Origin of the sequence: Planktophila turicensis (SeqCode) (assembly GCF_965234405.1) — a bacterium.
GTDB classification, from domain to species: Bacteria; Actinomycetota; Actinomycetes; order Nanopelagicales; family Nanopelagicaceae; genus Planktophila; species Planktophila turicensis.
Genome location: NZ_OZ248346.1, coordinates 652,160 through 673,987 on the forward strand (window position 1 = coordinate 652,160; position 21,828 = coordinate 673,987).

Sequence of the window (21,828 nt, forward strand, 5' to 3'; positions counted from 1 at the left end):
ATCGAATTTCAACTAGGCACGTTGTTGGGTCCTGAGGGGACGGCTAGCGCCAAACCTCTGGACTTAATAAGAAGAGATACTGCGAATTTATTCGTAAGTCTCAACTCTTATTGAGTACCGCCCGTATTTTGAGAACTACACAGTGGACGCGAGCATCTTTGTGGAAAAATTATTAAGCGCACATGGCGGATGCCTTGGCATCAGAAGCCGATGAAGGACGTAGTAGGCTGCGATAAGCCTCGGGGAGCTGTCAAACGAGCTTTGATCCGAGGATTTCCGAATGGGGAAACCCAGCTGGAGTAATGTCCAGTTATTTCCACCTGAATATATAGGGTGGATAAAGGGAACGTGGGGAAGTGAAACATCTCAGTACCCACAGGAAGAGAAAACAACCGTGATTCCGTTAGTAGTGGCGAGCGAAAACGGAAGAGGCCAAACCAATACTGTGCCAAGCCGGCAGGCGTTGCAGTATCGGTGTTGTGGGACCAGTTAGATCAGACTGCCGTTTGATCAAAGAGTCAAAAACTAGCTAGGTAGATGAATGGTGTGGGAAAGCCAGTCATAGAGGGTGAGAACCCCGTAGTCGAAACTTAGTTAACTCTTTACTGGTATCCCAAGTAATACCGAACTCGAGGAATTCGGTATGAATCTGGCGGGACCACCCGCTAAGCCTAAATACTCTCTGATGACCGATAGCGGACTAGTACCGTGAGGGAAAGGTGAAAAGAACCCCGTAAGGGGAGTGAAATAGAATCTGAAACCGTGTGCGTACAAGCCGTTGGAGCGACGAAAGTTGTGACAGCGTGCCTTTTGAAGAATGAGTCTACGAGTTAGTGTCGTGTTGCAAGGTTAACCCGTCGAGGGGAAGCCGTAGCGAAAGCGAGTCTGAATAGGGCGATTCAGTAGCACGATCTAGACCCGAAGCGAGGTGATCTACGCATGGCCAGGTTGAAGCGCGGGTAAGACCGCGTGGAGGACCGAACCCACTAATGTTGAAAAATTAGGGGATGAGCTGTGTGTAGGGGTGAAAGGCCAATCAAACTTCGTGATAGCTGGTTCTCTCCGAAATGCATTTAGGTGCAGCGTTGCGTGTTTCTTACCGGAGGTAGAGCTACTGGATGGTCGAGGGGTCCTACAAGATTACCAACATCAGCCAAACTCCGAATGCCGGTAAGTGAGAGCGCAGCAGTGAGACTGTGGGGGATAAGCTTCATGGTCGAGAGGGAAACAACCCAGAATAGCAACTAAGGTCCCAAAGCCTGTGCTAAGTGGAAAAGGATGTGAAGTCGCATAGACAACCAGGAGGTTGGCTTAGAAGCAGCCACCCTTAAAAGAGTGCGTAATAGCTCACTGGTCAAGTGATTTCGCGCCGACAATGTAACGGGGCTCAAGCACAGCACCGAAGTTCTATCATTCAAGCACTACCCCGATCGCAAGATCCAGGGGCTTGGATGGGTAGGAGAGCGTTGTGTGGCTGGTGAAGCGGCAGAGGAATCTAGCCGTGGAAGCCACACAAGTGAGAATGTAGACATGAGTAGCGAGAGAGGGGTGAGAAACCCCTCCGCCGAAAGACCAAGGGTTCCTGGGCCAGGCTAATCCGCCCAGGGTAAGTCGGGACCTAAGGCGAGGCCGTCAGGCGTAGTCGATGGACAACTGGTTGATATTCCAGTACTCGCTTATTTTCGCCCAGGACGAGGCAACTAATGCTAAGGCCGTGAAGTTGATCTGGCTTTTGTCAGATTGATGGAACCGCTGACCCAGTGTTGTAGTAGTTCAGCAATGGTGTGACACAGGAAGGCAGTCCAGCCCGGGCGATGGTTGTCCCGGGGTAAGGTCGTAGGGCGTTACGTAGGCAAATCCGCGTAACACATGCCTGAGAGCTGATGCCGAGCCGTAAGGCGAAGTGGATGATCCTATGCTGTCAAGAAAAGCATCTAGCGAGAAAATAAGTGACCCGTACCCGAAACCGACACAGGTGGTCAGGTAGAGAATACCAAGGCGATCGAGATAATTATGGATAAGGAACTCGGCAAAATGCCCCCGTAACTTCGGGAGAAGGGGGGCCCTTTGACGTGTAGGAGTTTTCCTCCGAAGCGTTGGAAGGCCGCAGAGACCAGGCTCAAGCGACTGTTTACCAAAAACACAGGTCCGTGCGAAGTAGCAATACGATGTATACGGACTGACGCCTGCCCGGTGCTGGAAGGTTAAGGGGACTGGTTAGCCGCAAGGCGAAGCTGAGAACTTAAGCCCCAGTAAACGGCGGTGGTAACTATAACCATCCTAAGGTAGCGAAATTCCTTGTCGGGTAAGTTCCGACCTGCACGAATGGCGTAACGACTTGAGCGCTGTCTCATCCGTAAACTCGGCGAAATTGCATTACGAGTAAAGATGCTCGTTACGCGCAGAAAGACGGAAAGACCCCGGGACCTTTACTATATCTTGATATTGGTGTTCGGAACGGTTTGTGTAGCATAGGTGGGAGACTTTGAAGCGGGCACGCCAGTGTTTGTGGAGTCATCGTTGAAATACCACTCTGATCGTTTTGAACTTCTAACCTCGGTCCGTAATCCGGATCAGGGACAGTGTCTGGTGGGTAGTTTGACTGGGGCGGTCGCCTCCTAAAAAGTAACGGAGGCGCTCAAAGGTTCCCTCAACCTGGTTGGCAATCAGGTGTCGAGTGTAAGTGCACAAGGGAGCTTAACTGTGAGACAGACATGTCGAGCAGGTGCGAAAGCAGGAACTAGTGATCCGGCGGTGGCTTGTGGAAGCGCCGTCGCTCAACGGATAAAAGGTACCCCGGGGATAACAGGCTGATCTTGCCCAAGAGTCCATATCGACGGCAAGGTTTGGCACCTCGATGTCGGCTCGTCTCATCCTGGGGCTGGAGTAGGTCCCAAGGGTTGGGCTGTTCGCCCATTAAAGAGGCACGCGAGCTGGGTTCAGAACGTCGTGAGACAGTTCGGTCCCTATCTTCTGTGCGCGTAAGAAACTTGAGAAGGGCTGACCCTAGTACGAGAGGACCGGGTCGGACGAACCTCTGGTGTGTCGGTTGTTCCGCCAGGAGCACCGCCGATTAGCTACGTTCGGAAGGGATAACCGCTGAAAGCATCTAAGCGGGAAGCTCGCTTCAAGATTAGGTTTCTCATTGGTTTACCAAGTAAGGCCCCCAGGAGACTACTGGGTTGATAGGGTGGAAGTGGAAGAGCCGTAAGGCTTGGAGCTGACCACTACTAATAGGCCGAGGATTTAACTACAAAGTTGCTACGCGTCCACTGTGTGGTTCTCGAGATACGGTCGAGAACCACGAATAAGTAGATCAAATTAATTTTTGATCAGACTTACTTTTCGTAGGTTCATGCCAAAAACTCAATAGCGTTTCGGCGACCATAGCGAGAGGGAAACACCCGGTCCCATTCCGAACCCGGAAGTTAAGCCTCTCAGCGTCGATGGTACTGCACGGGTGACCTTGTGGGAGAGTAGAACGTCGCCGGACTTCTTTTATAAAAAGGGGCGCTTATTTTTAAGCGCCCCTTTTTTATTTCTCAAACGTTTTTACAACGCTTTAGAAATGTAGAAGTTAAACTTAACTAAAAAATATTGGAGTAAGCAATGGAAGAGCGTCCACGCAACAGCGATCGATCAAGCAGCGATCGACCAGCGCGACCATCAAACGGTCGCCCTTCTTCGCGTCCATCTTCATCAAGACCATCGAGCGGTCGCCCATCATCGGATCGTCCAAGCTCTGGCCGTCCATCTTCATCCAGACCTTCATCTTCTCGCCCGCAATCTCGCGAAGATCGTCCAGCTCGTGGTGGTCGCGATGACCGCGCTGGCGCAACACGTCAAGTTTCACAGGGCCGTGATGTCAGCGATCCACGCGGGTTTCGTCCAGCTCCACAGGAACGAGACCAATCACGAATTCGTCCACGCATCTTTGAACCAGATATTCCTGAAGATGTAACAGGTGAAGAGCTCGAGAAGAGCGTTCGCGCAGAGCTACTAAGTCTCTCTGCTGAGAATGCAAAAGTTGTGGCTCGCCATATGGTCTGCGTAAATCTCTATATGGATATTGATCCTGAACTTTCTCATAAACATGCAGTTGCTGCTGCGCACCATGCAGGACGTCTTGCAGTAGTTCGCGAGACCGCAGGGTATGCCGCATATCGTGCAGGTCATTATGAAATCGCGCTGAAGGAGTTGCGTGCATCAAATCGAATCTCTGGCGATGTTTCGATGTGGCCAGTAATGGCTGATTGCGAACGCGGTCTAGGAAACCCTCTAAAAGCCCTGAATTTGGCTGGTTCTGACGAGGTCAAGCGATTGGCAAAGCCTGAAGAAATCGAAATGCGCATCGTCGCGTCCGGTGCACGTCGCGATCTTGGTGAATTTGATGCAGCTGTTGTCACGTTGCAATGTAAAGAGTTAAAGAATGAGAGTGAAGATTGGGCATTCCGTCTTCGCTACGCATACGCAGATGCACTTGAAGCTGCAGGTCGTTCTGAAGAAGCGCGCGAGTGGTTTTCGAAGTGTGCAGATCTCGATCCTGATGACGAGACAGATGCGCGCGAACGTTCACAGAAGTAGAGATATCCACACACTCTCTTAAACTCTGAAAGTTTGTCAGAGCAATACTCAATCATCGCCCCTTCATCTATTGAAAGGGTTTATATGGCTGCCACAAAGAGCGTTGCTAAGAAGACTGAGAAGAAGAGCGAGCAGATTGAAGAAGAAGTTGATTATTCACTCAATGATTTGCTCCTTCGAGGCCGAGTCTCAGCTCCAGCAACTACTAAAGAATTGCCAAGCGGAGATAAGGTTGTTGAATTTCGTTTGATTGTGACTCGCTCTGAACGAGAAGGCGTCGACACCCTCGATATCGCAGCCTGGAGCGCAAAGATGCGAAAGGCAGCTCTTACCCTCGAAGGCGATGAGTGGATCGAAGTTTCAGGCTCGATTCACCGCCGTTTCTGGCAGAGCCCAACTGGCGTTGCCAGCCGTTGGCAGATTGAGGCTGCTGAGATTGTCCGCCTCTAGTCGTATGGAATCGATACTCTTACGTCATGGCAAAAGCCCCTATCACCGAGATCTTCTCAACCCTCAAGAGCTATGCCCAGAAACTCTCTGACGGCGAACGCACACCTGCTGAAATCGCCACCGCTCTCAACGATTGGGCGCACGAGAGCGCAGAATCAGTGCGAGCAAAGATTCACGAAGAGGTAGAAGCTGCTGTCCTTAAGATGGGTTTTGTAAAGCGCGAAGAGTTTGATGCTCTTGCAAAGGAAGTCGCTGCTTTGAAGAAGAAATCTCCAGCTAAGAAGGCTGCAAAGAAATCTCCAGCTAAGAAGATTGCTAAGAAGGCACCTACAAAGAAGGCGGCAAGTCGATGACAGAAGAGAATGAAGTAGACCTCGTTCAAGAAATTCGTACAGAACTTGAAGAGATTGATGCCAGCGACCTCTCTGAACATTCAGCACGTTTTGAGGCGCTCCACGAAAAACTTCAAGAGTCACTCAAGTCAATCGATAACCTCTAAGAACTCACGCCATGAAGACTCGTCTCGATGCAGAACTAGTTCGTCGCGAACTCGCACGTTCGCGTGAGCATGCTGCTGATTTAATCGAGTCGCGTTCTGTACTTGTTGGTGGAATCCCTGCCACAAAGCCAGCGACCCAAGTTGATGCCGAAACTTCCATCACCATTCAAGGCGATCGCGATGATTTCGTATCTCGTGGTGGGCATAAATTGGCAGGCGCTCTTGATGCATTCACTGGCGTTGCCGTTGAAGGTAAGACTTGTCTTGATGCGGGCGCGTCCACTGGTGGTTTCACTGATGTCTTGTTACGTCGTGGTGCATCGCTCGTAGTCGCAGTAGATGTTGGTTACGGACAGCTGGCGTGGGAACTTCGACAGGACCCACGAGTGAAAGTCCTTGATCGCACCAATATTCGCCACCTCACCGGTGAACAAGTCGGTGAAGGTATTGATTTAGTCGTAGCAGACCTCTCTTTCATTTCACTCTCACTCGTATTGCCTGCTCTCGCTGCAGTGTCAAAGCCTGAGTCTGATTTCGTTCTTATGGTTAAACCACAATTTGAAGTTGGCCGCGAAAAACTTGGTGCCGGGGGAGTCGTACGCGATCCGGCACTTCGTCGAGCAGCGGTCCTCGATGTGGCAGAATCGGCTTACGACGTAGGCCTTGGAACTATGGGAATCGCTGCAAGTCCGCTTCCAGGTCCTGCAGGTAACGTCGAATACTTCTTATGGCTACGACGTGGGGCACCGGAAATTGATGAGGCTGCACTTGATACTGCGATTGCAATGGGACCGGCCTAATGACTATTCGTTCAGCTGCGCTAGTAATTAGCCCATCCCGTGCCGAAGCGATTGCGGCTGCAAAGGAACTTGCACCGCTTCTCTATTCTGCGGGTTTCTCGCTCTACACAATTTCTGATGTATCAATCGAAGGAATCAAAAAGGTTGCTCCATCTGATCTTCCTGAAATAGAGATCGCTGTTGTTCTTGGTGGCGATGGCACCATCCTTCGCGCTGCTGAAATTACTTTGAGCCGCACTGTTCCGCTACTTGGAATCAATATGGGCCATGTTGGTTTCATGGCAGAAGTACAGCGTCCAACTATCTCTGCTATCGCTGAAAGCATTATTTCCAAGAGTTACGTCTCAGAAGATCGCATGATTCTACGTTTCTCTGTCGAACGCTCTGGCAAAGAGATCGGAAAAGGATGGGCTCTTAACGAAGTAACTGTCGAACGTGATGGCACAACTATGGTTGAACTCTTCGTGGAAATTGATAGTCGGCCACTTTCACATTGGGGTTGCGATGGGCTCATCTGTTCAACTCCGACTGGTTCTACCGCCTATGCATTTAGCGCAGGTGGGCCAGTGCTGTGGCCTGAAGTTGATGCTCTTGTGTTGTTGCCAATCTCTGCGCACGCACTCTTCTCGCGTCCTATGGTCGTTTCGCCAAAGTCTGAAATTGTCGTCACCATCGAATCAACAGAGGCGCTTCTCTCTGCAGACGCACTCCGCAAGATTCCACTTCAGAAGGGTGATCGTGTTCTCATTACTCGCGATGATCAGACCATTAAGCTCTCACACGTTTCGAAGACTCTCTTCACAGATAGATTGGTAGCAAAGTTCAAACTTCCCGTTGAAGGTTGGCGCGGTGAGTGAACGTTCTTATCTAGAAGAGATTTCTATTCGTAATCTCGGAATTATCGAGCAATCTGAACTAGAACTTGGCCGCGGCCTCAATGTCCTTACCGGCGAAACCGGTGCTGGTAAGACGATGATTTTGACTGCTCTCAACCTAGTTCTCGGCGGCAAGAGCGATAGCTCTCTAGTGCGCCACGGTTCTGAACGACTGGTTGCTACTGCGCAATTTTCGATAACGAAGGATTCTAAAGATCAACTCGATGAAATCGGAGCCGAAGTTGATGGCTCTTCACTGATTGTTACCCGCACGGTCAACAGCGACGGAAAGAGCAAGGCATCATGTGGGGGAGTTACGGTTCCTGCAGGGACTCTCGCCGATGTCACCGAACCACTCATCGAGATTCACGGACAATCAGCAAATTCGCAGATCGTAAAACCCGCTCGTCAAAGAGAACTACTTGATCGTTTTGGTGGCGCTTCTGTTACTTCTTCCCTTGTCGCGTATCAGCAGAAATACTCCGGATATCTAGAACTTAAAGAACGCATCAAAGCGATGAAGGCATCTGCCAATAAGCGAGATGGTGAAATTGCAGAACTCGAAGAATTCTTAGCCGGCTGGGCAAAACTCAAAGCTGTACGCAACGAACCTTCCAGCGTCGAAGATGAGATCAAGCGACTTTCTAGCGTAGAAGATTTACGCATTGCATCAAGTGGCGCAATGTCGGCTCTTGATTCCGAAGAGTCCGGAGCTTTAACTCTGCTTCATTCCGCCCGACGTTTCCTTGATGCCGCTAAGGGAAAAGATTCAAAACTCGAAGAGATTGCAGAACGCGTTGCAGAATCACTCTTCATCCTCGATGATGCATCTTCTGATCTGGCATCGTATGCAACATCTCTTGAAGCGGACCCTGAGCGTTTGGATTTCCTGCAGAATCGAAAAGCTGAGCTCAATCTCTTTATCAAGAGATGGGGCGGCGCCGAAAGCGCTGATGAAGAGCTTGTTCTCCTTGCCGCAAAAGCTAAATCAGGTAAGGAATCAATCGCAGACCTTAAGGGTGGCGACGAACGCATTGCAGAGTTAGAAACTGAACTCGCAAAGATAAAGAAGAGCCTTTTGGCCGCTGCGCAAGAATTATCTAAGGCAAGAAGCGCTTCTGCGGAATCACTGTCACAATCAGTGACATCTGAGATTCAGGCACTTTCTATGCCGCACACTCGATTCTTTGCAGAAGTTATCTCTCCGGATTATTCCGGCGCTCTAAAGGAAAGTGATTTCACGCAATTAGGTTGCGATGAAGTTTCCATGCAAATCCAGGGACAAATGGATGGACCGAAGATTGCACTTGGAAAAGGCGCAAGCGGTGGCGAGATGTCTCGCATCATGTTGGGACTTGAAGTTGTCATCGCTAAATCACATCCAGTCGGAACATATATCTTCGATGAAGTTGACGCAGGTGTTGGCGGAAAAGCTGCGATTGAAGTTGGTAAGCGCCTTCATGCACTTGCACAGAACTCTCAAGTTATTGTCGTTACGCATTTACCTCAGGTGGCGGCATGGGCCGATACTCACTTTGTCGTAAAGAAGAGCAGCGATGGATCCGTTGTTCAGTCAGGTGTCTCGAAACTTGGACAATCTGAGCGCGTTGAAGAGATTGCGCGCATGCTGGCAGGGCTTGAAGAATCCTCAAGTGCGCGAGAACACGCCGCCGAATTGCTAGCTATGCGAGGCTAAAGCCCAGAGAGCTATAAGATGGTCTTCCATGAGCCAAGCGCATGTGACTAAGCATATTTTCGTAACAGGCGGAGTCGCCTCAAGTCTTGGCAAAGGCCTCACAGCATCATCCTTAGGTCGCCTCCTGGTAGCCCGCGGTATCCGCGTCACCATGCAGAAGCTCGATCCATACCTCAACGTAGATCCAGGCACCATGAATCCTTTCCAACACGGTGAAGTTTTTGTCACCGACGATGGCGCTGAAACGGATCTTGATATCGGTCACTACGAACGTTTTCTCGATCGTAATCTTGAAGGTTCAGCCAACGTCACAACAGGCCAGGTTTATTCACGAGTCATTGCGCGCGAACGTCGCGGTGAATATCTAGGTGAGACTGTTCAGGTTATTCCGCATATCACCAATGAAATTAAAGAGCGCATGCTTGCAAATGATTCAGCCGATGTAGATGTAGTCATCACTGAAATCGGTGGAACTGTTGGAGATATTGAATCGCAGCCATTCCTGGAAGCAGCTCGTCAGCTTCGCCAAGAAGTAGGCCGCGATAACGTTTTCTATCTTCACATCTCGCTCGTTCCATATATCGGGCCATCAGGTGAGTTGAAGACAAAGCCGACACAGCACTCAATCGCAGCCCTTCGCAGCATTGGTATTGCACCAGATGCAGTGGTTCTCCGTTGCGATCGACCAATCCCTGAAGGCATCAAGAAGAAGATTTCGCTGATGTGCGACGTCGATGTTGAAGCGGTAGTTGCAGCTGTTGATGCTCCATCAATCTATGACATTCCAAAGGTTCTATTCACCGAAGGCCTCGATTCCTATATCGTCCGTCGACTTTCTCTCGGTGGCCACGAGGTTCAATGGGGCGAATGGGATGACTTGCTTAAGCGAGTTCACTCTCCAAAGCACCACGTAAAAGTTGCTCTCGTTGGAAAGTACATCGATCTTCCAGATGCTTATCTCTCTGTTTCCGAAGCTCTTCGCGCAGGTGGATTCGCCAACGAAGCGAAGGTCGAAATTGTTTGGGTTCCTAGCGATGAATGCGAAACACCAGAAGGCGCAAAGAAGGCACTCGGAGAAATCGATGCAATCTGCGTTCCTGGTGGATTCGGTATTCGCGGAATTGAAGGAAAACTAGGGGCACTTAAATTTGCTCGCGAAAACAAGATTCCGACTCTCGGACTCTGCTTAGGTTTACAGTGCATGGTTATTGAAGCTGCTCGAAACCTTGCTGGAATTAAAGATGCAAACTCTGCAGAATTCTTAGGCGATAGCGGAACACATGTCATTGCAACTATGGATGATCAGAAAGATATCGTTGCGGGTGGAGGAGATATGGGTGGTTCGATGCGCTTAGGTCTCTACAAAGCAACCCTTACTCCTGGTTCAATTGTTGCTGGTGTTTACGGTGCAACTGAAGTCTCTGAACGTCACCGCCATCGCTACGAGGTCAATAACCAGTATCGCGATCAGATTGCAGCGGCCGGCCTTGTCTTCTCTGGAATGTTCAAGGATCGCGATCTTGTTGAGTTCGTAGAGCTTCCTCGCGAAGTTCATCCATATTACGTTGGTACTCAGGCTCACCCAGAGCTTCGTTCTCGACCAACGCGCCCACATCCGCTCTTTTCGGGGCTGATTGCTGCTGCACTTGTCCGTAAGGGCGCTCACTAAATTACAGTTGTGCAATGAAGTTCGAGGCGGCACGTAGCTCTTACCTCGATCAACTGCGCATTGAACGAGGGCTTTCGAGTAATTCGATCTCTTCCTACGCACGTGATTTAACAAAGTTCGAGCTATTTATTGAAAGCTCACGTAAGGATTTTTCAAAGCTTACGACGCAAGACTTAACCGATTTTGAAGTCTCACTTAAGACGATGGGACTGGCGCTTTCGAGCATCAATCGCACCTTGTCTGCCGTCAAGGGTTTCTATAAGTATGCATCTCTTGAATTTGATATCTCTAATCCAACTCTTGAAATCGTTAGTGCAAAGATTGCGCGGAAACTTCCTAAGGCCTTGTCTGTAGATGAAGTAACAACTCTGATTGAATCTGCAAAGCGAGAAGGTGATCCCATTTCACTTCGAGATTTCGCGATGTTGGAACTGCTTTACTCATCGGGTGGCCGTGTAAGTGAAATAGTGGGAGTAAATACCGGTGACATTTCTGTCACGCAGACCAATGATGGTGATGTAACAGTTGTGAAATTGCGGGGGAAAGGCTCTAAAGAACGCCTTGTTCCACTCGGAAAATTCGCGGTTGCGGCAATTGAAGATTACTTCACGCGAACTCGACCAGCGCTAGCTGCAAAGAACTCAAAATCCGAACCAGCGCTCTTTCTTAACGCTCGCGGAAAACGTTTATCAAGGCAGAGCGCATGGCAGATTGTTCTCGATGCTGCGGTTTCAACTGGGCTCGAGGGCAAGGTGAGCCCACACGTTTTCAGGCACTCGTATGCAACGCATTTGCTGGATGGGGGTGCAGATATCCGCGTTGTTCAAGAGTTGTTAGGACATTCATCAGTTACAACAACACAGATTTACACACTGATTACAATCGATAAAGTGCGCGAGACGTACAGCACCGCACACCCAAGAGCAAAGTGAAAGTCTGTAGGTATTAAATCCCGCGAAGGCGACGAGCAAGAATGCTCTGATCGCCCTTTGCTTCAAGGTCAGCAATTATCACTGCGATTGATTCGCGAACGATACGGCCGCGATCTACTGCAAGCCCTAGATCTCCGCGAAGCATGAGGCGCGCTTGATCGAGATCGAAGAGTTCATCTGTAGATAAATAGACAGTGATCTTCTCTTCATGAAGTTCGCGACCAGAAGGTGACTTCTCGGCGGCTGTAACGCGACGACGAGAAATGGTGCGCACACCTTTCTTTGTCTTTGGTGCAGCGCTCTGTGTTACCGCTGTAACTGGTGCTGAAGTTTGAATTGGTTCCGCAACTTGGCGTACTGCGCTTAGTGCTGGAGTGTTTGCGCGGAAGAGTTCATCCGCTCCTGGCAAGCTAGCTCTACGTGTCATCGGGCGCCTCCTCGGGTAATTAGTTCACGGGCAAGACGGCGGTATGACTGCGCACCACCCGAAGAAGATGCATAAGCAGTAATGGGTTCGCCTGCAACAGTTGTTTCAGCAAAGCGAATTGTTTTAGCAATGATTGTTTCAAATACATCTTCAGGGTATTTCTCGAGAATTGCAGTAAGAACTTCGCGGTTATGCAGAGTCTTACGGTCGTACATCGTTGCAAGGATTCCGATCAATTTGAGTTCAGGGTTAAGGAAGCTACGAACCTTGTCGATATTTCCCTTAAGTTCGATAAAGCCGTGCAGGGCGAAGTATTCGCACTGCAATGGAACGATAACTTCATCAGAAGCCACGAGTGCGTTGATTGTGAGTTGACCCATTGTTGGTTGGCAGTCAATCAAAATCACGTCGTACTCTGAGCGAAGGCGACCGAGTGCGCGCTTTAGATATTGCTGGCCGCCGATTTCAGCGCCGAGAGTTGTCTCAGCTGTTCCTAAATCGCGGTTAGCTGGAAGAAAATCAAGACCGGCAACTGATGACTTCAAAACAATCTCATTGATATTTGCATCCGGTGTCATGAGTGCGTAATAAACAGTGTTCTCAAGTGGAAGTGCGTGTGCATTTACACCGAGACCAAGAGAGAGACCGCCTTGCGGGTCGAAGTCGACGAGAAGAACGCGACGTCCTAGCTCTGCGAGCGCTGCACCTAAGTTAATTGTTGACGTTGTCTTACCGACTCCACCCTTTTGGTTGAAGATCGAAATGACCTTTGCATCGCCATGCTCTGTAATTGGCGCAGGGATGGGGAAATTCTGGGGAGTTCGCCCGAGGAGAGTGGCGGTAGTGGCCACATCATCATCAAATGTCGATTTAGCGTTCAAGCGAGAAACCTCTTTTCAGTTGCCGCGACTCTACGCGTAAAACGCGACGAACTGCAAGTAAGACAAGTATGGTTCGCCTCGTGGAAAGTGCCGTAGCGCCTGAGGAAATTACCTCAGAACAAGCTGAATCAATCGCTCCTGAGAGCGGTTTTAGCGTCCACCTCGATAATTTTGATGGCCCCTTTGACCTCCTGCTTCAGCTGATCTCGCGCCACAAGCTTGATATCACCGAAATCTCGCTCAGCATCGTCACCGATGAATTCATCGCCTTTATCCGCGCCCTCGAGGCTAGCGGTGAGGGTTGGCGCCTTGATCAAGCAACCGAATTCCTGGTCATCGCCGCCACCCTTCTAGACCTCAAGGCGGCCCGACTCTTGCCTAGCGGTGAGATCGAAGATGAAGAAGACCTTGCTCTACTTGAGGCCCGAGACATCCTCTTTGCCCGTCTGCTCCAATATCGAGCTTTCAAGGAAGTCGCCGCCTCATTCCAAGATGCAATCGCCAACGCCGATAAATCCTTCCCACGCGTTGTTGCCCTTGATCCAGCTCTTGCTTCGCTTCTGCCTGAGGTACTCATTGGCGTTGGCGCTCAGCGCTTCGCCGCTATCGCCGAGCGTGTCTTGACCCCAAAGGCCCCGCCTGTGGTGGCAGTTGAGCACCTCCATAGCGCCCTCGTGAGCGTGACTAAGGAGTCAAAGCTGGTCGTCGAAGCCCTGCGCAAGGGTCGAACTGTCTCCTTCAGAAACCTCGTCCAGGGAGCAGATTCCACCCTTGTGGTTGTCGCTAGATTCCTTGCTCTGCTAGACCTATATCGCCAGGGCGCGCTCCGATTTGAGCAGGTTATCGCCCTCGGCGAGCTCCAGATCAGCTGGGTTGGCTCCGATGAAGGCGACATTCTTGTCACCGATGAATTTGACGTACCCGTTGTGCTCGACGAAAGCGTTGTCGAAGAGCTCGAGACTGCTATGCAGGTTGTATCTGAAGAGATTTCTGATGAAAATGAGACAGAAGAGGATGAAAATGTCTAATCCCGAAGTTGAGACTCCCGAGGTTGAGGTCGCTGAAGATACCCAGCTTTCCCATGTATTTGATCCAGCTGCGCTAGCTCGTTCGATTGAGGCGATCTTGATGGTCGTTGATGAGCCAGTCACCGAGCTCACCCTGGCATCTGTTCTTCAGGTGACCGTCGATCAGGTCGTGGATTCACTTGAAGCCCTTGTTCCAACCTACGAAGACCGTGGATTCACGCTCAAGGCGATCAATGGGGGATGGCGGTTCTATAGCCACCCAGATTGCAGCGCAGTGGTCGAGAAATTTGTCCTCGATGGCCAGCAGAACCGTCTTACCCAGGCGGCCCTCGAGACCCTTGCGGTCATCGCTTATCGCCAGCCCGTATCCCGCGCCCGCGTCTCAGCCATCCGTGGTGTCAACGTTGAAGCCGTGATGAAGACTCTCATTACCCGTGGCCTCGTCGAGGAATATGGGGTCGAGAACGAGACTGGAGCGATCTTGTACAAGACGACCAGCTACTTCCTCGAGCGTCTCGGACTCAATGCTCTGACCGACCTTCCGCCTCTGGCCCCACATCTGCCAGACCTCGATGGTCTCGATGAGATCCTCGATTCGCTAACTGACTAAGTAACGCCCTACACTTCTCGCCTAAGCCTCCCGCACCCTTTGCGGGGGGAGTTGACTGTCGAGAATGGATAGCCACATGGCCGAGATGCGCCTTAATAAGATCATCGCCGATGCCGGAATTACCTCGCGCCGCGGCGCTGATGAACTCATCATGGATGGTCGAGTCACCGTCGATGGACATCAAGTTCGTGAACTCGGAGCGAAGTTTGACCCTGAAAAGGTTAAAGTCGAAGTTGATGGCGAGACAATTACTCGTTCTTTGTCTAAGACTTATTTAGTTCTTCATAAGCCTAGAGGCGTTCTGTCTACGATGTTTGACCCCGAAGGACGCCCTTCACTCGCTGACTTCATTGACCTCCGTACCGAACGTCTATTTCACGTTGGCCGCCTCGATAAGGATTCCGAAGGCCTCATTTTGCTCACAAATGATGGGGATCTGACCTTCCGTGCCACCCACCCATCTTTTGGCCTGGAAAAGACCTACATTATTGAATTCGATGGAAAGCTTCCAACAGGGGTCGATAAGGTCCTTTTGAAGGGGATTGAACTTGAAGATGGAATGGGTCGAGTTTTGAGCTTTAAGCATCTCTCGCCTCAGTGGATTGAGGTCACGATCCACGAAGGTCGATATCACATCATCCGTCGCCTCATGGAGGCTGTGGGTGTCGATGTCCTCAGGCTGATCCGCACCAAGTTCGGACCCATCTCTTTAGGAGAAACCCTCGAAGGAAGATGGCGAGATCTCAATAGTAATGAATTGATTAGCCTGCAAAACGCTTTAGATATAAAGCCTTAAATCGTTACAGCATAAATAAATATATTTATCTATAAATTGATACGATTGAGTTTGGGTTGGAATAAAAGATATATATCGACAATTATGCGCTCAGAAAATACCCGAAAAAATCGTTTTATCGATATTGGTTAAGGCTAGAATAATCGGAAGATCTTAATGCGAAGATACTTCGCTCTATTCGAAGTGAAGAAAGATTGAAAGAGATTTATCGGCAAAACGCTAAATATATAGATCCGAGATATTACGTAGAAGGGTACGATTGTTCAATGTCAGTGCGCGCAATTCGTGGGGCTACCCAAGTTGAGGTCAATACCGCCGAGGCGATCACAGCTGCCACCCAAGAGTTGATCCTAGAGATCCTCAAGGTCAACTCACTTACCCCTGACGATGTCATCTCCGTTCTCTTCACATCTAGCCCTGATTTAGATGCCGCATTCCCGGCAGCTGCGGCGCGCTCAGTTGGCTTCGAGAACACTCCTCTTATCTGTTCTGTTGAAATCGATGTTGCTGGAGCCCTTCCTCGCACCGTTCGAGTAATGGCTCATGTCGAGAGCAGCCTTTCGAAGGCCGATATCGCCCATATCTACCTCCACGGGGCTAAAGCGCTTCGTCGAGATATCGCCCAGTAGTCTCGAGGCTCACCATGACACTTTCCCACGTACGAATCGTCGGCTCAGGGCTGATCGGAACATCTATTGGACTCGGTTTAGCGCTCAAGGGCGTGGGCGTGACCATGAAAGATTCAGATTCCAGAGCCCAAGGGCTGGCCGAAGACCTCATTAAAAGCCCTTCAGATCTTCCAGTCGACTTGGTTATCTTTGCAACGCCTATCGGTGCCTTAAAATCGGTGATTGAGGGCGAGTTTGAGGCCAATCCAAAGGCAGCATTTATAGATATTGGTTCAGTAAAGTCTAAAGTTAAGGTTGAGGTATCGACATCATCGTTCCCCTCAAGCCGTTTTCTTCCCACCCATCCGATGGCAGGACGTGAAGTAGGTGGCGCGGAATCTGCGCGAGCTGATCTATTCCAGGGGCGACCTTGGATTGTCGACGCCCAAGGTGTCGATGGCGATGTACTTGAAAAGGCGTCAGAGCTGATTGAACTTCTGGGCGGCCACAAGATTGATCTCGATTCAGCTGAGCATGACAAGGCAGTCGCACTGGTTTCTCACCTGCCTCAACTTGTCTCATCACTTCTTGCCAAGCAGCTGACCGGGGGAGAAGAGCGTTGGCTCGACCTGGCAGGTGCGGGACTTCGAGACACCACCCGAATCGCGGGATCAGACTCCAAGCTCTGGCGCGAGATCGTGACGGCAAATAGCCAAGCTCTGACTCCATTACTGAAGGCGCTACAGGGCGATTTGAACAAACTCATCGACTCACTTGAGGATGAAAATTCAGTTGCAGATTTGATCAATGAAGGCCAGAAAGGTCGCGCCCGCATTCCAGGTAAACACGGCGGAAAAGCTCGCGAATACACATTCCTTCCAATCGTTATTGAAGATAAGCCAGGTCAACTAGCTGCTCTATTTGAAGAGTGCGCACAGGCATCAGTCAACGTTGAAGATCTGACAATCGAACATAGCCCGGGTCAATTCACCGGTTTAATCACACTGGCACTCTCTGAGAACGATGCGATAAAACTTTCGGGCCATCTAAAGAGCCATGGTTGGAGCGTTCACGCACCAAAGAAGTAAATGCTTCGAAGCAATTGCCAATAGAATTAACCAACTAAAGATGGGCTGTGAAAATGATTGTTGTAGCGCTAGATGGACCAAGCGGCTCAGGCAAATCAAGCACATCTAAATCAATCGCAATTCGCGCTGGATGGAATTACTTGGATACCGGCGCACTCTACCGAGCGATGACATTTCTTGCTTTATCGATAAAGAGTGAAGATCCAAAAGATATTATCTCCGCAGTTATTGATTCACCTATCTCGTTTAATTCAGATCCGCGCGATCCAAAAGTTTTCCTTGATGGACGCGATATCTCAAAAGAGATTCGATCACATGAAGTAACCGAAAAAGTTTCGGTAATTAGTGCGCTCCCTGAAGTTCGTGCAGAACTACTCACTCTACAACGTTCAATAATTAGCAAAGCTGATCGTGGCATCGTTGTTGAGGGCCGCGATATCGGAACAGTTGTTTGTCCTGATGCAGCGCTCAAGATTTATCTCACCGCAGATATTGCAGCTCGTGCCAACCGTCGTGATGCCGAACTCGCAGAAGATTCACGAGGGACAGAAGCGGTTGCACAATCACTTGCAGCGCGTGACGAAATCGATTCAACTCGCACCGTATCTCCACTCGCGATGGCTACGGATGCTGTTCATATTGATTCAACTGAACTTAATCTTGAAGAGACTGTAGATCGTATTTGGGAGCTACTTTCACAACGTTCTCTACTAGGTCTTCCAATCGTTGCAATCCTTGGCCGACCTAACGTTGGCAAATCAACTTTGATTAACCGATTCATTGGTCGTCGAGAAGCAATCGTTGAAGATACTCCGGGTGTAACTCGCGATCGCGTTCAGTACGAATGCGAATGGGCTGGTCGTCGCTTCATCATTATGGATACAGGCGGCTGGGAATCAAAGCCTGACGGAATTTCTGTTCAAGTAAGTGCAAGTGCCGAGCTTGCAATGGATGAAGCTGATGTTCTCTGTTTCGTTGTTGATGCGCAGGTTGGCGCACTTGATGAAGATGACATCTTGGTTCAAGAGCTTCGTAAAGCGAAGAAGCCAACAATTCTTGTTGCAAATAAAGTCGATGGTGATAACGATGAATCAGATGCGCATGCTCTCTGGAATATCGGATTAGGCGAGCCGCACTTTGTTTCGGCTCTGCATGGTCGCGGTAGCGGAGATTTACTCGACACAATCGTGAAGGAACTTCCTGAAGTAGGAGCTGCACAAGTTCAAGATGGCTATCGCCGTATTGCCTTGATCGGTCGCCCTAACGTTGGTAAATCAAGTTTGTTCAACGCACTTGCTGGTGAAAGTCGTTCTATTGTTGATGATGTTGCAGGCACAACACGCGACCCAATCGATGAGTTGATTGAATTTGGTGGAAGCATCTGGAGATTCGTAGACACAGCAGGTTTAAAGAAGCGCGCTAATCAAGCAAGCGGAACTGATTACTATGCAACGCTTCGCACGCAGACCGCTCTTGAACGTTGTGAGTGCGCAGTGATTGTTCTCGATGCCTCGGTGCCGATTTCTGAACAAGACCTTCGCATCATCACGATGGTTGAAGAGGCAGGAAAAGCGATGGTCATCGTGATGAATAAATGGGACCTCGTGGATGAAGATCGCCGCACCCAGTTGGATAAAGAGATTGAACGCCACCTCGATCAGGTTGAATGGGCACAGATTGTTAACGTTGCAGCCAAGACCGGTTGGCACCGAGACCGCCTAGCTCCGGCACTTCGTACAGCAATCGATTCATGGGAACGTCGCGTTCCGACATCAAAGCTCAATTCATTCTTGGGTGCCCTCATCGGCGCCACACCACCACCAGTTCGTGGAGGAAAGCAGCCTCGCGTTTACTACGCAACGCAAGCAGGAATCGCGCCACCGAAGTTCGTTGTCTTCTCATCCGGCTGGATTGAAGCTTCGTATCGTAGATTTATCGAACGTCGCCTCCGCGAGGAGTTCAAATTCCCGGGAACTCCTGTCCAGGTGGCCATCCGAGTGAAGGAACGAGATAAGGAGCAGTAAGTGCTGACTATTCCCAACGCGCTTACCTTTCTACGATTCCTCGGAATCCCACTCTTTATCTATCTTGCCCTCGACAAAGAGGCTGACGGTTGGGCAATTCTCGTTCTCGCCATCGGGGGAGCCACCGATTACTTTGATGGAAAGCTAGCTCGCGCCCTCAATCAAGAATCTAAGTTTGGCGAAATCGCCGATCCCACCATTGATCGCCTGTACATCGCAGCGACTTTGGTGGTTCTCTATTTGCGTGACGCGATTCCGCTGTGGCTTATTGCGATCCTGGTTGCTCGCGATCTTTTCATGGCAGGGGTTGCAGTTCTACTTCAACTCAAGGGTTACCAACCTCTTAAAGTCACCTACCTCGGCAAGGCTGCGACATTTAATCTTCTCTACGCCTTTCCGTTCTTGCTGCTTGCACTAAGCGATACCTGGTACGGAGCTGCTGCATTTATCTTTGGGTGGGCATTTGCAATCTGGGGCGTGACTCTCTACATAGGTACGGCCGTTGGATATTTCCGAACCGCGATAAAGACCATTACAGTTCGACCACACATCATCGAGGGCCAGTAGGAGCGCGCAATGTCAAACATTCCATCATATCTTCAGTACACAAAAGAGCATGAATGGGTTGCACCTACATCGACTGCACTTCGTATCCGTATGGGAATCACTGATTACGCACAAGGCGCACTAGGTGACATCGTTTATGTCCAGATGCCTAAGGTTGGCGAGCCAGTAGTGGCAGATAAAGTGTGTGGAGAAGTTGAATCAACTAAGAGCGTCTCTGAAATCTTCGCGCCAGTTACCGGAACAGTTGTTGCAATTAACGAAGAGCTGACAAATGCGCCAGAACTCATCAACTCAGATCCCTATGGGGCTGGCTGGTTGGTCGAGATCGAGGTTCCAGCAGAGCCATCTGGCTTGCTCTCCGCCGCAGAATATGGCGCAATTACCGCGTAAATCCCGGCTTGATTTAATTTTCTTAACTCTCTAGTGTCACCCTTAAGTTGACGTCCAAAGTCGAGGCGTTCTTTTGGGTAAAGGGGGAGTTCAATGCCATCAGCAGATGAAAATCGCGAACTCACCAGCACCCTCCACCTCGGCCTTCGCTCAGTAGTAGGCAATTCCCCAGCCGATCTCATCAGCGAGCTCATTAACCAAGCCTCAGCAGAAGAGCGTCAGATTATTGATGGCGTCCTTTCTGGCGATGGCAACTCAGCGATGGTCTTTATCCATCGTGGAGCGCAGAAAGGTTCACGATTCCTCGTTAGCGCCGAAGGCGTTTCGATCGGTCGCTCACCTGAAAGCTCAATCTTCCTTGATGATGTCACTGTTTCTCGTAAACATGCATCTATCGAAAAGGTTGGAACCAACTTCACCTTCAAGGATTCTGGAAGTCTCAACGGTTCATACGTCAACAACGAATCTGTCACCGAAAAGGTTTTGACCTCAGGAGACGAAATACAAATCGGAAAATTCCATCTGCTCTTTATCGGCAGCAAACTAGGGGAGAAGTAAGTTGAGCGTTCCAGCACGTGCTTATCTAAGTATTGGTGAAGTACTGACAAAGTTGCGCGGCGACTTTTCAGATATAACTATCTCAAAGATTCGCTTCCTTGAATCAGAAGGTCTCATCGAGCCACAGCGCACTCCTTCGGGATATCGCAAGTTCACAACAACAGATCTTGATCGACTTCGCTATGTTCTTCTCGCACAGCGCGACCAGTACTTACCGCTCAAAGTAATTAAAGAGAACCTCGATGCCCTAGATCGCGGTCTTCAGCCAGCAGCGCAAGGCGGAGTCCCATCTCCACGTCCAACACTCGGTTTAGCAACAATCGATGGCGAATTTGCACCAGCTGCTTTTGCTGAGCAGTCAGAGATGCGCCTTTCCCGCGAAGAGCTTTTGAAAGCTTCAGGGCTTGAGGATTCCCAACTCGTAGAACTCGAATCATTTGGTTTGATCACAATCCGCGGGCGCCACTACGACAGCGATGCGCTCTCCGTCGCAAAGGCTGTAGCTGAAATGGCTGGCTTCGGAATCGAACCACGCCACTTGCGTTCATTTAAGTCTGCAGCAGATCGTGAAATTGGTTTGATTGAACAAGTCATCACACCATTTACACGCCAGAAGAGCACCGAAGCAAAGGCTCGCGCCGAAGAAGTTCAGAAAGAGATTGCATCTCTCTCAGTCCGTCTCCACGCAGCACTTGTGCGCGGTGGACTTAACCGTCCTCGTTAATCGACTCGGTTAGGTATCCCACGTGTTGGTTCAGGTTGAAGTTGTTGGAGTCCGCATCGAGATGCCATCTAACCAACCAATCGTCTTACTCAAAGAGCTAGATGGAACTCGCTTTCTGCCTATCTGGGTCGGAGCTGTCGAAGCCACCGCCATTGCATTTGCGCAACAGGGCCTTGAAGCGCAACGTCCGTTAACCCATGACCTGATTCGCGATCTTTTGGACCGAGTAGACATAACTCTGACAAGTGTCCACATCACTGAGATTAAAGACGGGGTCTTCTATGCCGATCTTCTCTTGCGCAATAGCGAGGGAGGACTTGAACCGTTATCGGTAAGACCGTCTGATGCCATTGCAGTAGCTCTTCGCACAAAGAGCAACATCTTGGTCAATAGCGACCTACTCGATGAGGTTGGAATCGACATCCCAGAGCAGGTAGCGAACGAGGCATCGGCTGCGGGGGACCAGGAGCTAGAAGCCTTCCGGGAATTCCTCGATGGAATTAACCCTGAGGACTTCGCAGGCTAAGGCTCAGAAGTCTCAACCTCAAGTAGAGGTTATGTTCGTGTCGGTCTGCCATTTCAAGGAGCCTCAGGCGTAGCCTTACGCCAACCCCACTACGTG

General features: G+C 50.1%; 22 protein-coding genes and 2 rRNA genes. 22 read left to right on the forward strand and 2 right to left on the reverse strand.

Going from position 1 to position 21,828, the window contains the following annotated elements; translation table 11 throughout:
* Positions 1–162: 162 nt before the first annotated feature.
* The 11 genes from AC8GFK_RS03325 (at position 163) to AC8GFK_RS03375 (ending at position 11,505) form a co-directional block, all read left to right on the forward strand.
* A 23S ribosomal RNA gene (locus AC8GFK_RS03325) occupies positions 163–3,254 on the forward strand.
* 122 nt (positions 3,255–3,376) lie between these two features.
* Positions 3,377–3,493, forward strand: a 5S ribosomal RNA gene (gene rrf / locus AC8GFK_RS03330).
* Positions 3,494–3,609: 116 nt separating this feature from the next.
* Positions 3,610–4,584 (forward strand): tetratricopeptide repeat protein, encoded by a 975-nt coding sequence (locus AC8GFK_RS03335; RefSeq protein WP_506625739.1) that lies wholly within the window; start codon positions 3,610–3,612, stop codon positions 4,582–4,584.
* A gap of 33 nt (positions 4,585–4,617) precedes the next feature.
* The gene (locus AC8GFK_RS03340) at positions 4,618–5,034 is read left to right on the forward strand and encodes a single-stranded DNA-binding protein (RefSeq protein ID WP_506625740.1); all 417 of its coding nucleotides are present in this window, start codon (positions 4,618–4,620) and stop codon (positions 5,032–5,034) included.
* A gap of 26 nt (positions 5,035–5,060) precedes the next feature.
* Positions 5,061–5,387 (forward strand): hypothetical protein, encoded by a 327-nt coding sequence (locus tag AC8GFK_RS03345; RefSeq protein ID WP_506625741.1) that lies wholly within the window; start codon positions 5,061–5,063, stop codon positions 5,385–5,387.
* Positions 5,384–5,533, forward strand: coding sequence for a hypothetical protein (locus AC8GFK_RS03350; protein ID WP_506625742.1), 150 nt, complete (start codon positions 5,384–5,386; stop codon positions 5,531–5,533). The genes AC8GFK_RS03345 and AC8GFK_RS03350 overlap by 4 nt, the downstream gene beginning before the upstream one ends.
* A gap of 11 nt (positions 5,534–5,544) precedes the next feature.
* The gene (locus tag AC8GFK_RS03355) at positions 5,545–6,333 is read left to right on the forward strand and encodes a TlyA family RNA methyltransferase (protein ID WP_506625743.1); all 789 of its coding nucleotides are present in this window, start codon (positions 5,545–5,547) and stop codon (positions 6,331–6,333) included.
* On the forward strand, positions 6,333–7,190 hold the full coding sequence (locus AC8GFK_RS03360; protein ID WP_506625744.1) for an NAD kinase: 858 nt from the start codon (positions 6,333–6,335) through the stop codon (positions 7,188–7,190). The genes AC8GFK_RS03355 and AC8GFK_RS03360 overlap by 1 nt, the downstream gene beginning before the upstream one ends.
* A complete protein-coding gene (recN, locus tag AC8GFK_RS03365) occupies positions 7,183–8,904 on the forward strand; it encodes a DNA repair protein RecN (RefSeq protein WP_506625745.1) in 1,722 nt (573 codons plus the stop codon). The genes AC8GFK_RS03360 and recN overlap by 8 nt, the downstream gene beginning before the upstream one ends.
* A 28-nt stretch (positions 8,905–8,932) precedes the next feature.
* Positions 8,933–10,573, forward strand: coding sequence for a CTP synthase (gene pyrG / locus AC8GFK_RS03370; RefSeq protein WP_506625746.1), 1,641 nt, complete (start codon positions 8,933–8,935; stop codon positions 10,571–10,573).
* A gap of 14 nt (positions 10,574–10,587) precedes the next feature.
* Complete coding sequence (locus AC8GFK_RS03375; protein ID WP_506625747.1) at positions 10,588–11,505, forward strand: site-specific tyrosine recombinase; 918 nt, start codon at positions 10,588–10,590, stop codon at positions 11,503–11,505.
* A 13-nt stretch (positions 11,506–11,518) separates the two neighbouring features.
* Here AC8GFK_RS03375 and AC8GFK_RS03380 read toward each other — a convergent pair whose 3' ends face one another.
* Together AC8GFK_RS03380 and AC8GFK_RS03385 are read right to left on the reverse strand one after the other, a co-directional pair.
* On the reverse strand, positions 11,519–11,932 hold the full coding sequence (locus tag AC8GFK_RS03380) for a hypothetical protein (protein WP_506625748.1): 414 nt from the start codon (positions 11,930–11,932) through the stop codon (positions 11,519–11,521).
* Positions 11,929–12,813 (reverse strand): ParA family protein, encoded by an 885-nt coding sequence (locus AC8GFK_RS03385; protein ID WP_506625749.1) that lies wholly within the window; start codon positions 12,811–12,813, stop codon positions 11,929–11,931. The genes AC8GFK_RS03380 and AC8GFK_RS03385 overlap by 4 nt, the downstream gene beginning before the upstream one ends.
* Before the next feature lie 68 nt (positions 12,814–12,881).
* On the opposite strand from AC8GFK_RS03385, the gene AC8GFK_RS03390 reads away from it, so the two are divergent.
* The 11 genes from AC8GFK_RS03390 (at position 12,882) to AC8GFK_RS03440 (ending at position 21,732) form a co-directional block, all read left to right on the forward strand.
* Positions 12,882–13,841: a segregation and condensation protein A gene (locus AC8GFK_RS03390; RefSeq protein WP_506625750.1), complete on the forward strand. Its 960-nt coding sequence runs from the start codon at positions 12,882–12,884 to the stop codon at positions 13,839–13,841.
* Complete coding sequence (gene scpB / locus AC8GFK_RS03395; protein ID WP_506625751.1) at positions 13,834–14,451, forward strand: SMC-Scp complex subunit ScpB; 618 nt, start codon at positions 13,834–13,836, stop codon at positions 14,449–14,451. The genes AC8GFK_RS03390 and scpB overlap by 8 nt, the downstream gene beginning before the upstream one ends.
* Before the next feature lie 76 nt (positions 14,452–14,527).
* A complete protein-coding gene (locus tag AC8GFK_RS03400) occupies positions 14,528–15,247 on the forward strand; it encodes a pseudouridine synthase (RefSeq protein WP_506625752.1) in 720 nt (239 codons plus the stop codon).
* A 266-nt stretch (positions 15,248–15,513) separates the two neighbouring features.
* Positions 15,514–15,876: a chorismate mutase gene (aroH, locus tag AC8GFK_RS03405; protein WP_506625753.1), complete on the forward strand. Its 363-nt coding sequence runs from the start codon at positions 15,514–15,516 to the stop codon at positions 15,874–15,876.
* Between the two features lie 14 nt (positions 15,877–15,890).
* Positions 15,891–16,943, forward strand: a complete 1,053-nt coding sequence (locus AC8GFK_RS03410) for a prephenate dehydrogenase (RefSeq protein ID WP_506625754.1) — start codon at positions 15,891–15,893, stop codon at positions 16,941–16,943.
* Between the two features lie 53 nt (positions 16,944–16,996).
* Positions 16,997–18,967: a ribosome biogenesis GTPase Der gene (gene der, locus AC8GFK_RS03415; RefSeq protein WP_506625779.1), complete on the forward strand. Its 1,971-nt coding sequence runs from the start codon at positions 16,997–16,999 to the stop codon at positions 18,965–18,967.
* Positions 18,968–19,534, forward strand: coding sequence for a CDP-alcohol phosphatidyltransferase family protein (locus AC8GFK_RS03420; RefSeq protein ID WP_506625755.1), 567 nt, complete (start codon positions 18,968–18,970; stop codon positions 19,532–19,534). It abuts the gene before it with no gap.
* A gap of 9 nt (positions 19,535–19,543) precedes the next feature.
* A complete protein-coding gene (gene gcvH / locus AC8GFK_RS03425; RefSeq protein ID WP_506625756.1) occupies positions 19,544–19,924 on the forward strand; it encodes a glycine cleavage system protein GcvH in 381 nt (126 codons plus the stop codon).
* Between the two features lie 93 nt (positions 19,925–20,017).
* A complete protein-coding gene (locus AC8GFK_RS03430) occupies positions 20,018–20,482 on the forward strand; it encodes an FHA domain-containing protein (protein WP_506625757.1) in 465 nt (154 codons plus the stop codon).
* A gap of 1 nt (position 20,483) precedes the next feature.
* On the forward strand, positions 20,484–21,206 hold the full coding sequence (gene ftsR / locus AC8GFK_RS03435) for a transcriptional regulator FtsR (RefSeq protein WP_095673520.1): 723 nt from the start codon (positions 20,484–20,486) through the stop codon (positions 21,204–21,206).
* A 25-nt stretch (positions 21,207–21,231) separates the two neighbouring features.
* Positions 21,232–21,732 carry a bifunctional nuclease family protein gene (locus AC8GFK_RS03440; RefSeq protein WP_506625780.1) on the forward strand — a complete coding sequence of 167 codons (501 nt, stop codon included), beginning with the start codon at positions 21,232–21,234 and terminating at the stop codon, positions 21,730–21,732.
* The last annotated feature ends 96 nt before the right edge of the window (positions 21,733–21,828 follow it).

Coding starts and splice junctions, on each gene's coding strand:
- AC8GFK_RS03380 (WP_506625748.1), bottom strand. CDS start 11,932: ATGACACGTAGAGCTAGCTTGCCAGGAGCGGATGAACTCTTCCGCGCA.
- AC8GFK_RS03345 (WP_506625741.1), top strand. CDS start 5,061: ATGGCAAAAGCCCCTATCACCGAGATCTTCTCAACCCTCAAGAGCTAT.
- AC8GFK_RS03410 (WP_506625754.1), top strand. CDS start 15,891: ATGACACTTTCCCACGTACGAATCGTCGGCTCAGGGCTGATCGGAACA.
- AC8GFK_RS03350 (WP_506625742.1), top strand. CDS start 5,384: ATGACAGAAGAGAATGAAGTAGACCTCGTTCAAGAAATTCGTACAGAA.
- AC8GFK_RS03355 (WP_506625743.1), top strand. CDS start 5,545: ATGAAGACTCGTCTCGATGCAGAACTAGTTCGTCGCGAACTCGCACGT.
- der (WP_506625779.1), top strand. CDS start 16,997: ATGATTGTTGTAGCGCTAGATGGACCAAGCGGCTCAGGCAAATCAAGC.
- AC8GFK_RS03390 (WP_506625750.1), top strand. CDS start 12,882: ATGGTTCGCCTCGTGGAAAGTGCCGTAGCGCCTGAGGAAATTACCTCA.
- AC8GFK_RS03400 (WP_506625752.1), top strand. CDS start 14,528: ATGGCCGAGATGCGCCTTAATAAGATCATCGCCGATGCCGGAATTACC.
- aroH (WP_506625753.1), top strand. CDS start 15,514: ATGTCAGTGCGCGCAATTCGTGGGGCTACCCAAGTTGAGGTCAATACC.
- AC8GFK_RS03335 (WP_506625739.1), top strand. CDS start 3,610: ATGGAAGAGCGTCCACGCAACAGCGATCGATCAAGCAGCGATCGACCA.
- AC8GFK_RS03360 (WP_506625744.1), top strand. CDS start 6,333: ATGACTATTCGTTCAGCTGCGCTAGTAATTAGCCCATCCCGTGCCGAA.
- pyrG (WP_506625746.1), top strand. CDS start 8,933: ATGAGCCAAGCGCATGTGACTAAGCATATTTTCGTAACAGGCGGAGTC.
- AC8GFK_RS03375 (WP_506625747.1), top strand. CDS start 10,588: ATGAAGTTCGAGGCGGCACGTAGCTCTTACCTCGATCAACTGCGCATT.
- gcvH (WP_506625756.1), top strand. CDS start 19,544: ATGTCAAACATTCCATCATATCTTCAGTACACAAAAGAGCATGAATGG.
- scpB (WP_506625751.1), top strand. CDS start 13,834: ATGTCTAATCCCGAAGTTGAGACTCCCGAGGTTGAGGTCGCTGAAGAT.
- AC8GFK_RS03430 (WP_506625757.1), top strand. CDS start 20,018: ATGCCATCAGCAGATGAAAATCGCGAACTCACCAGCACCCTCCACCTC.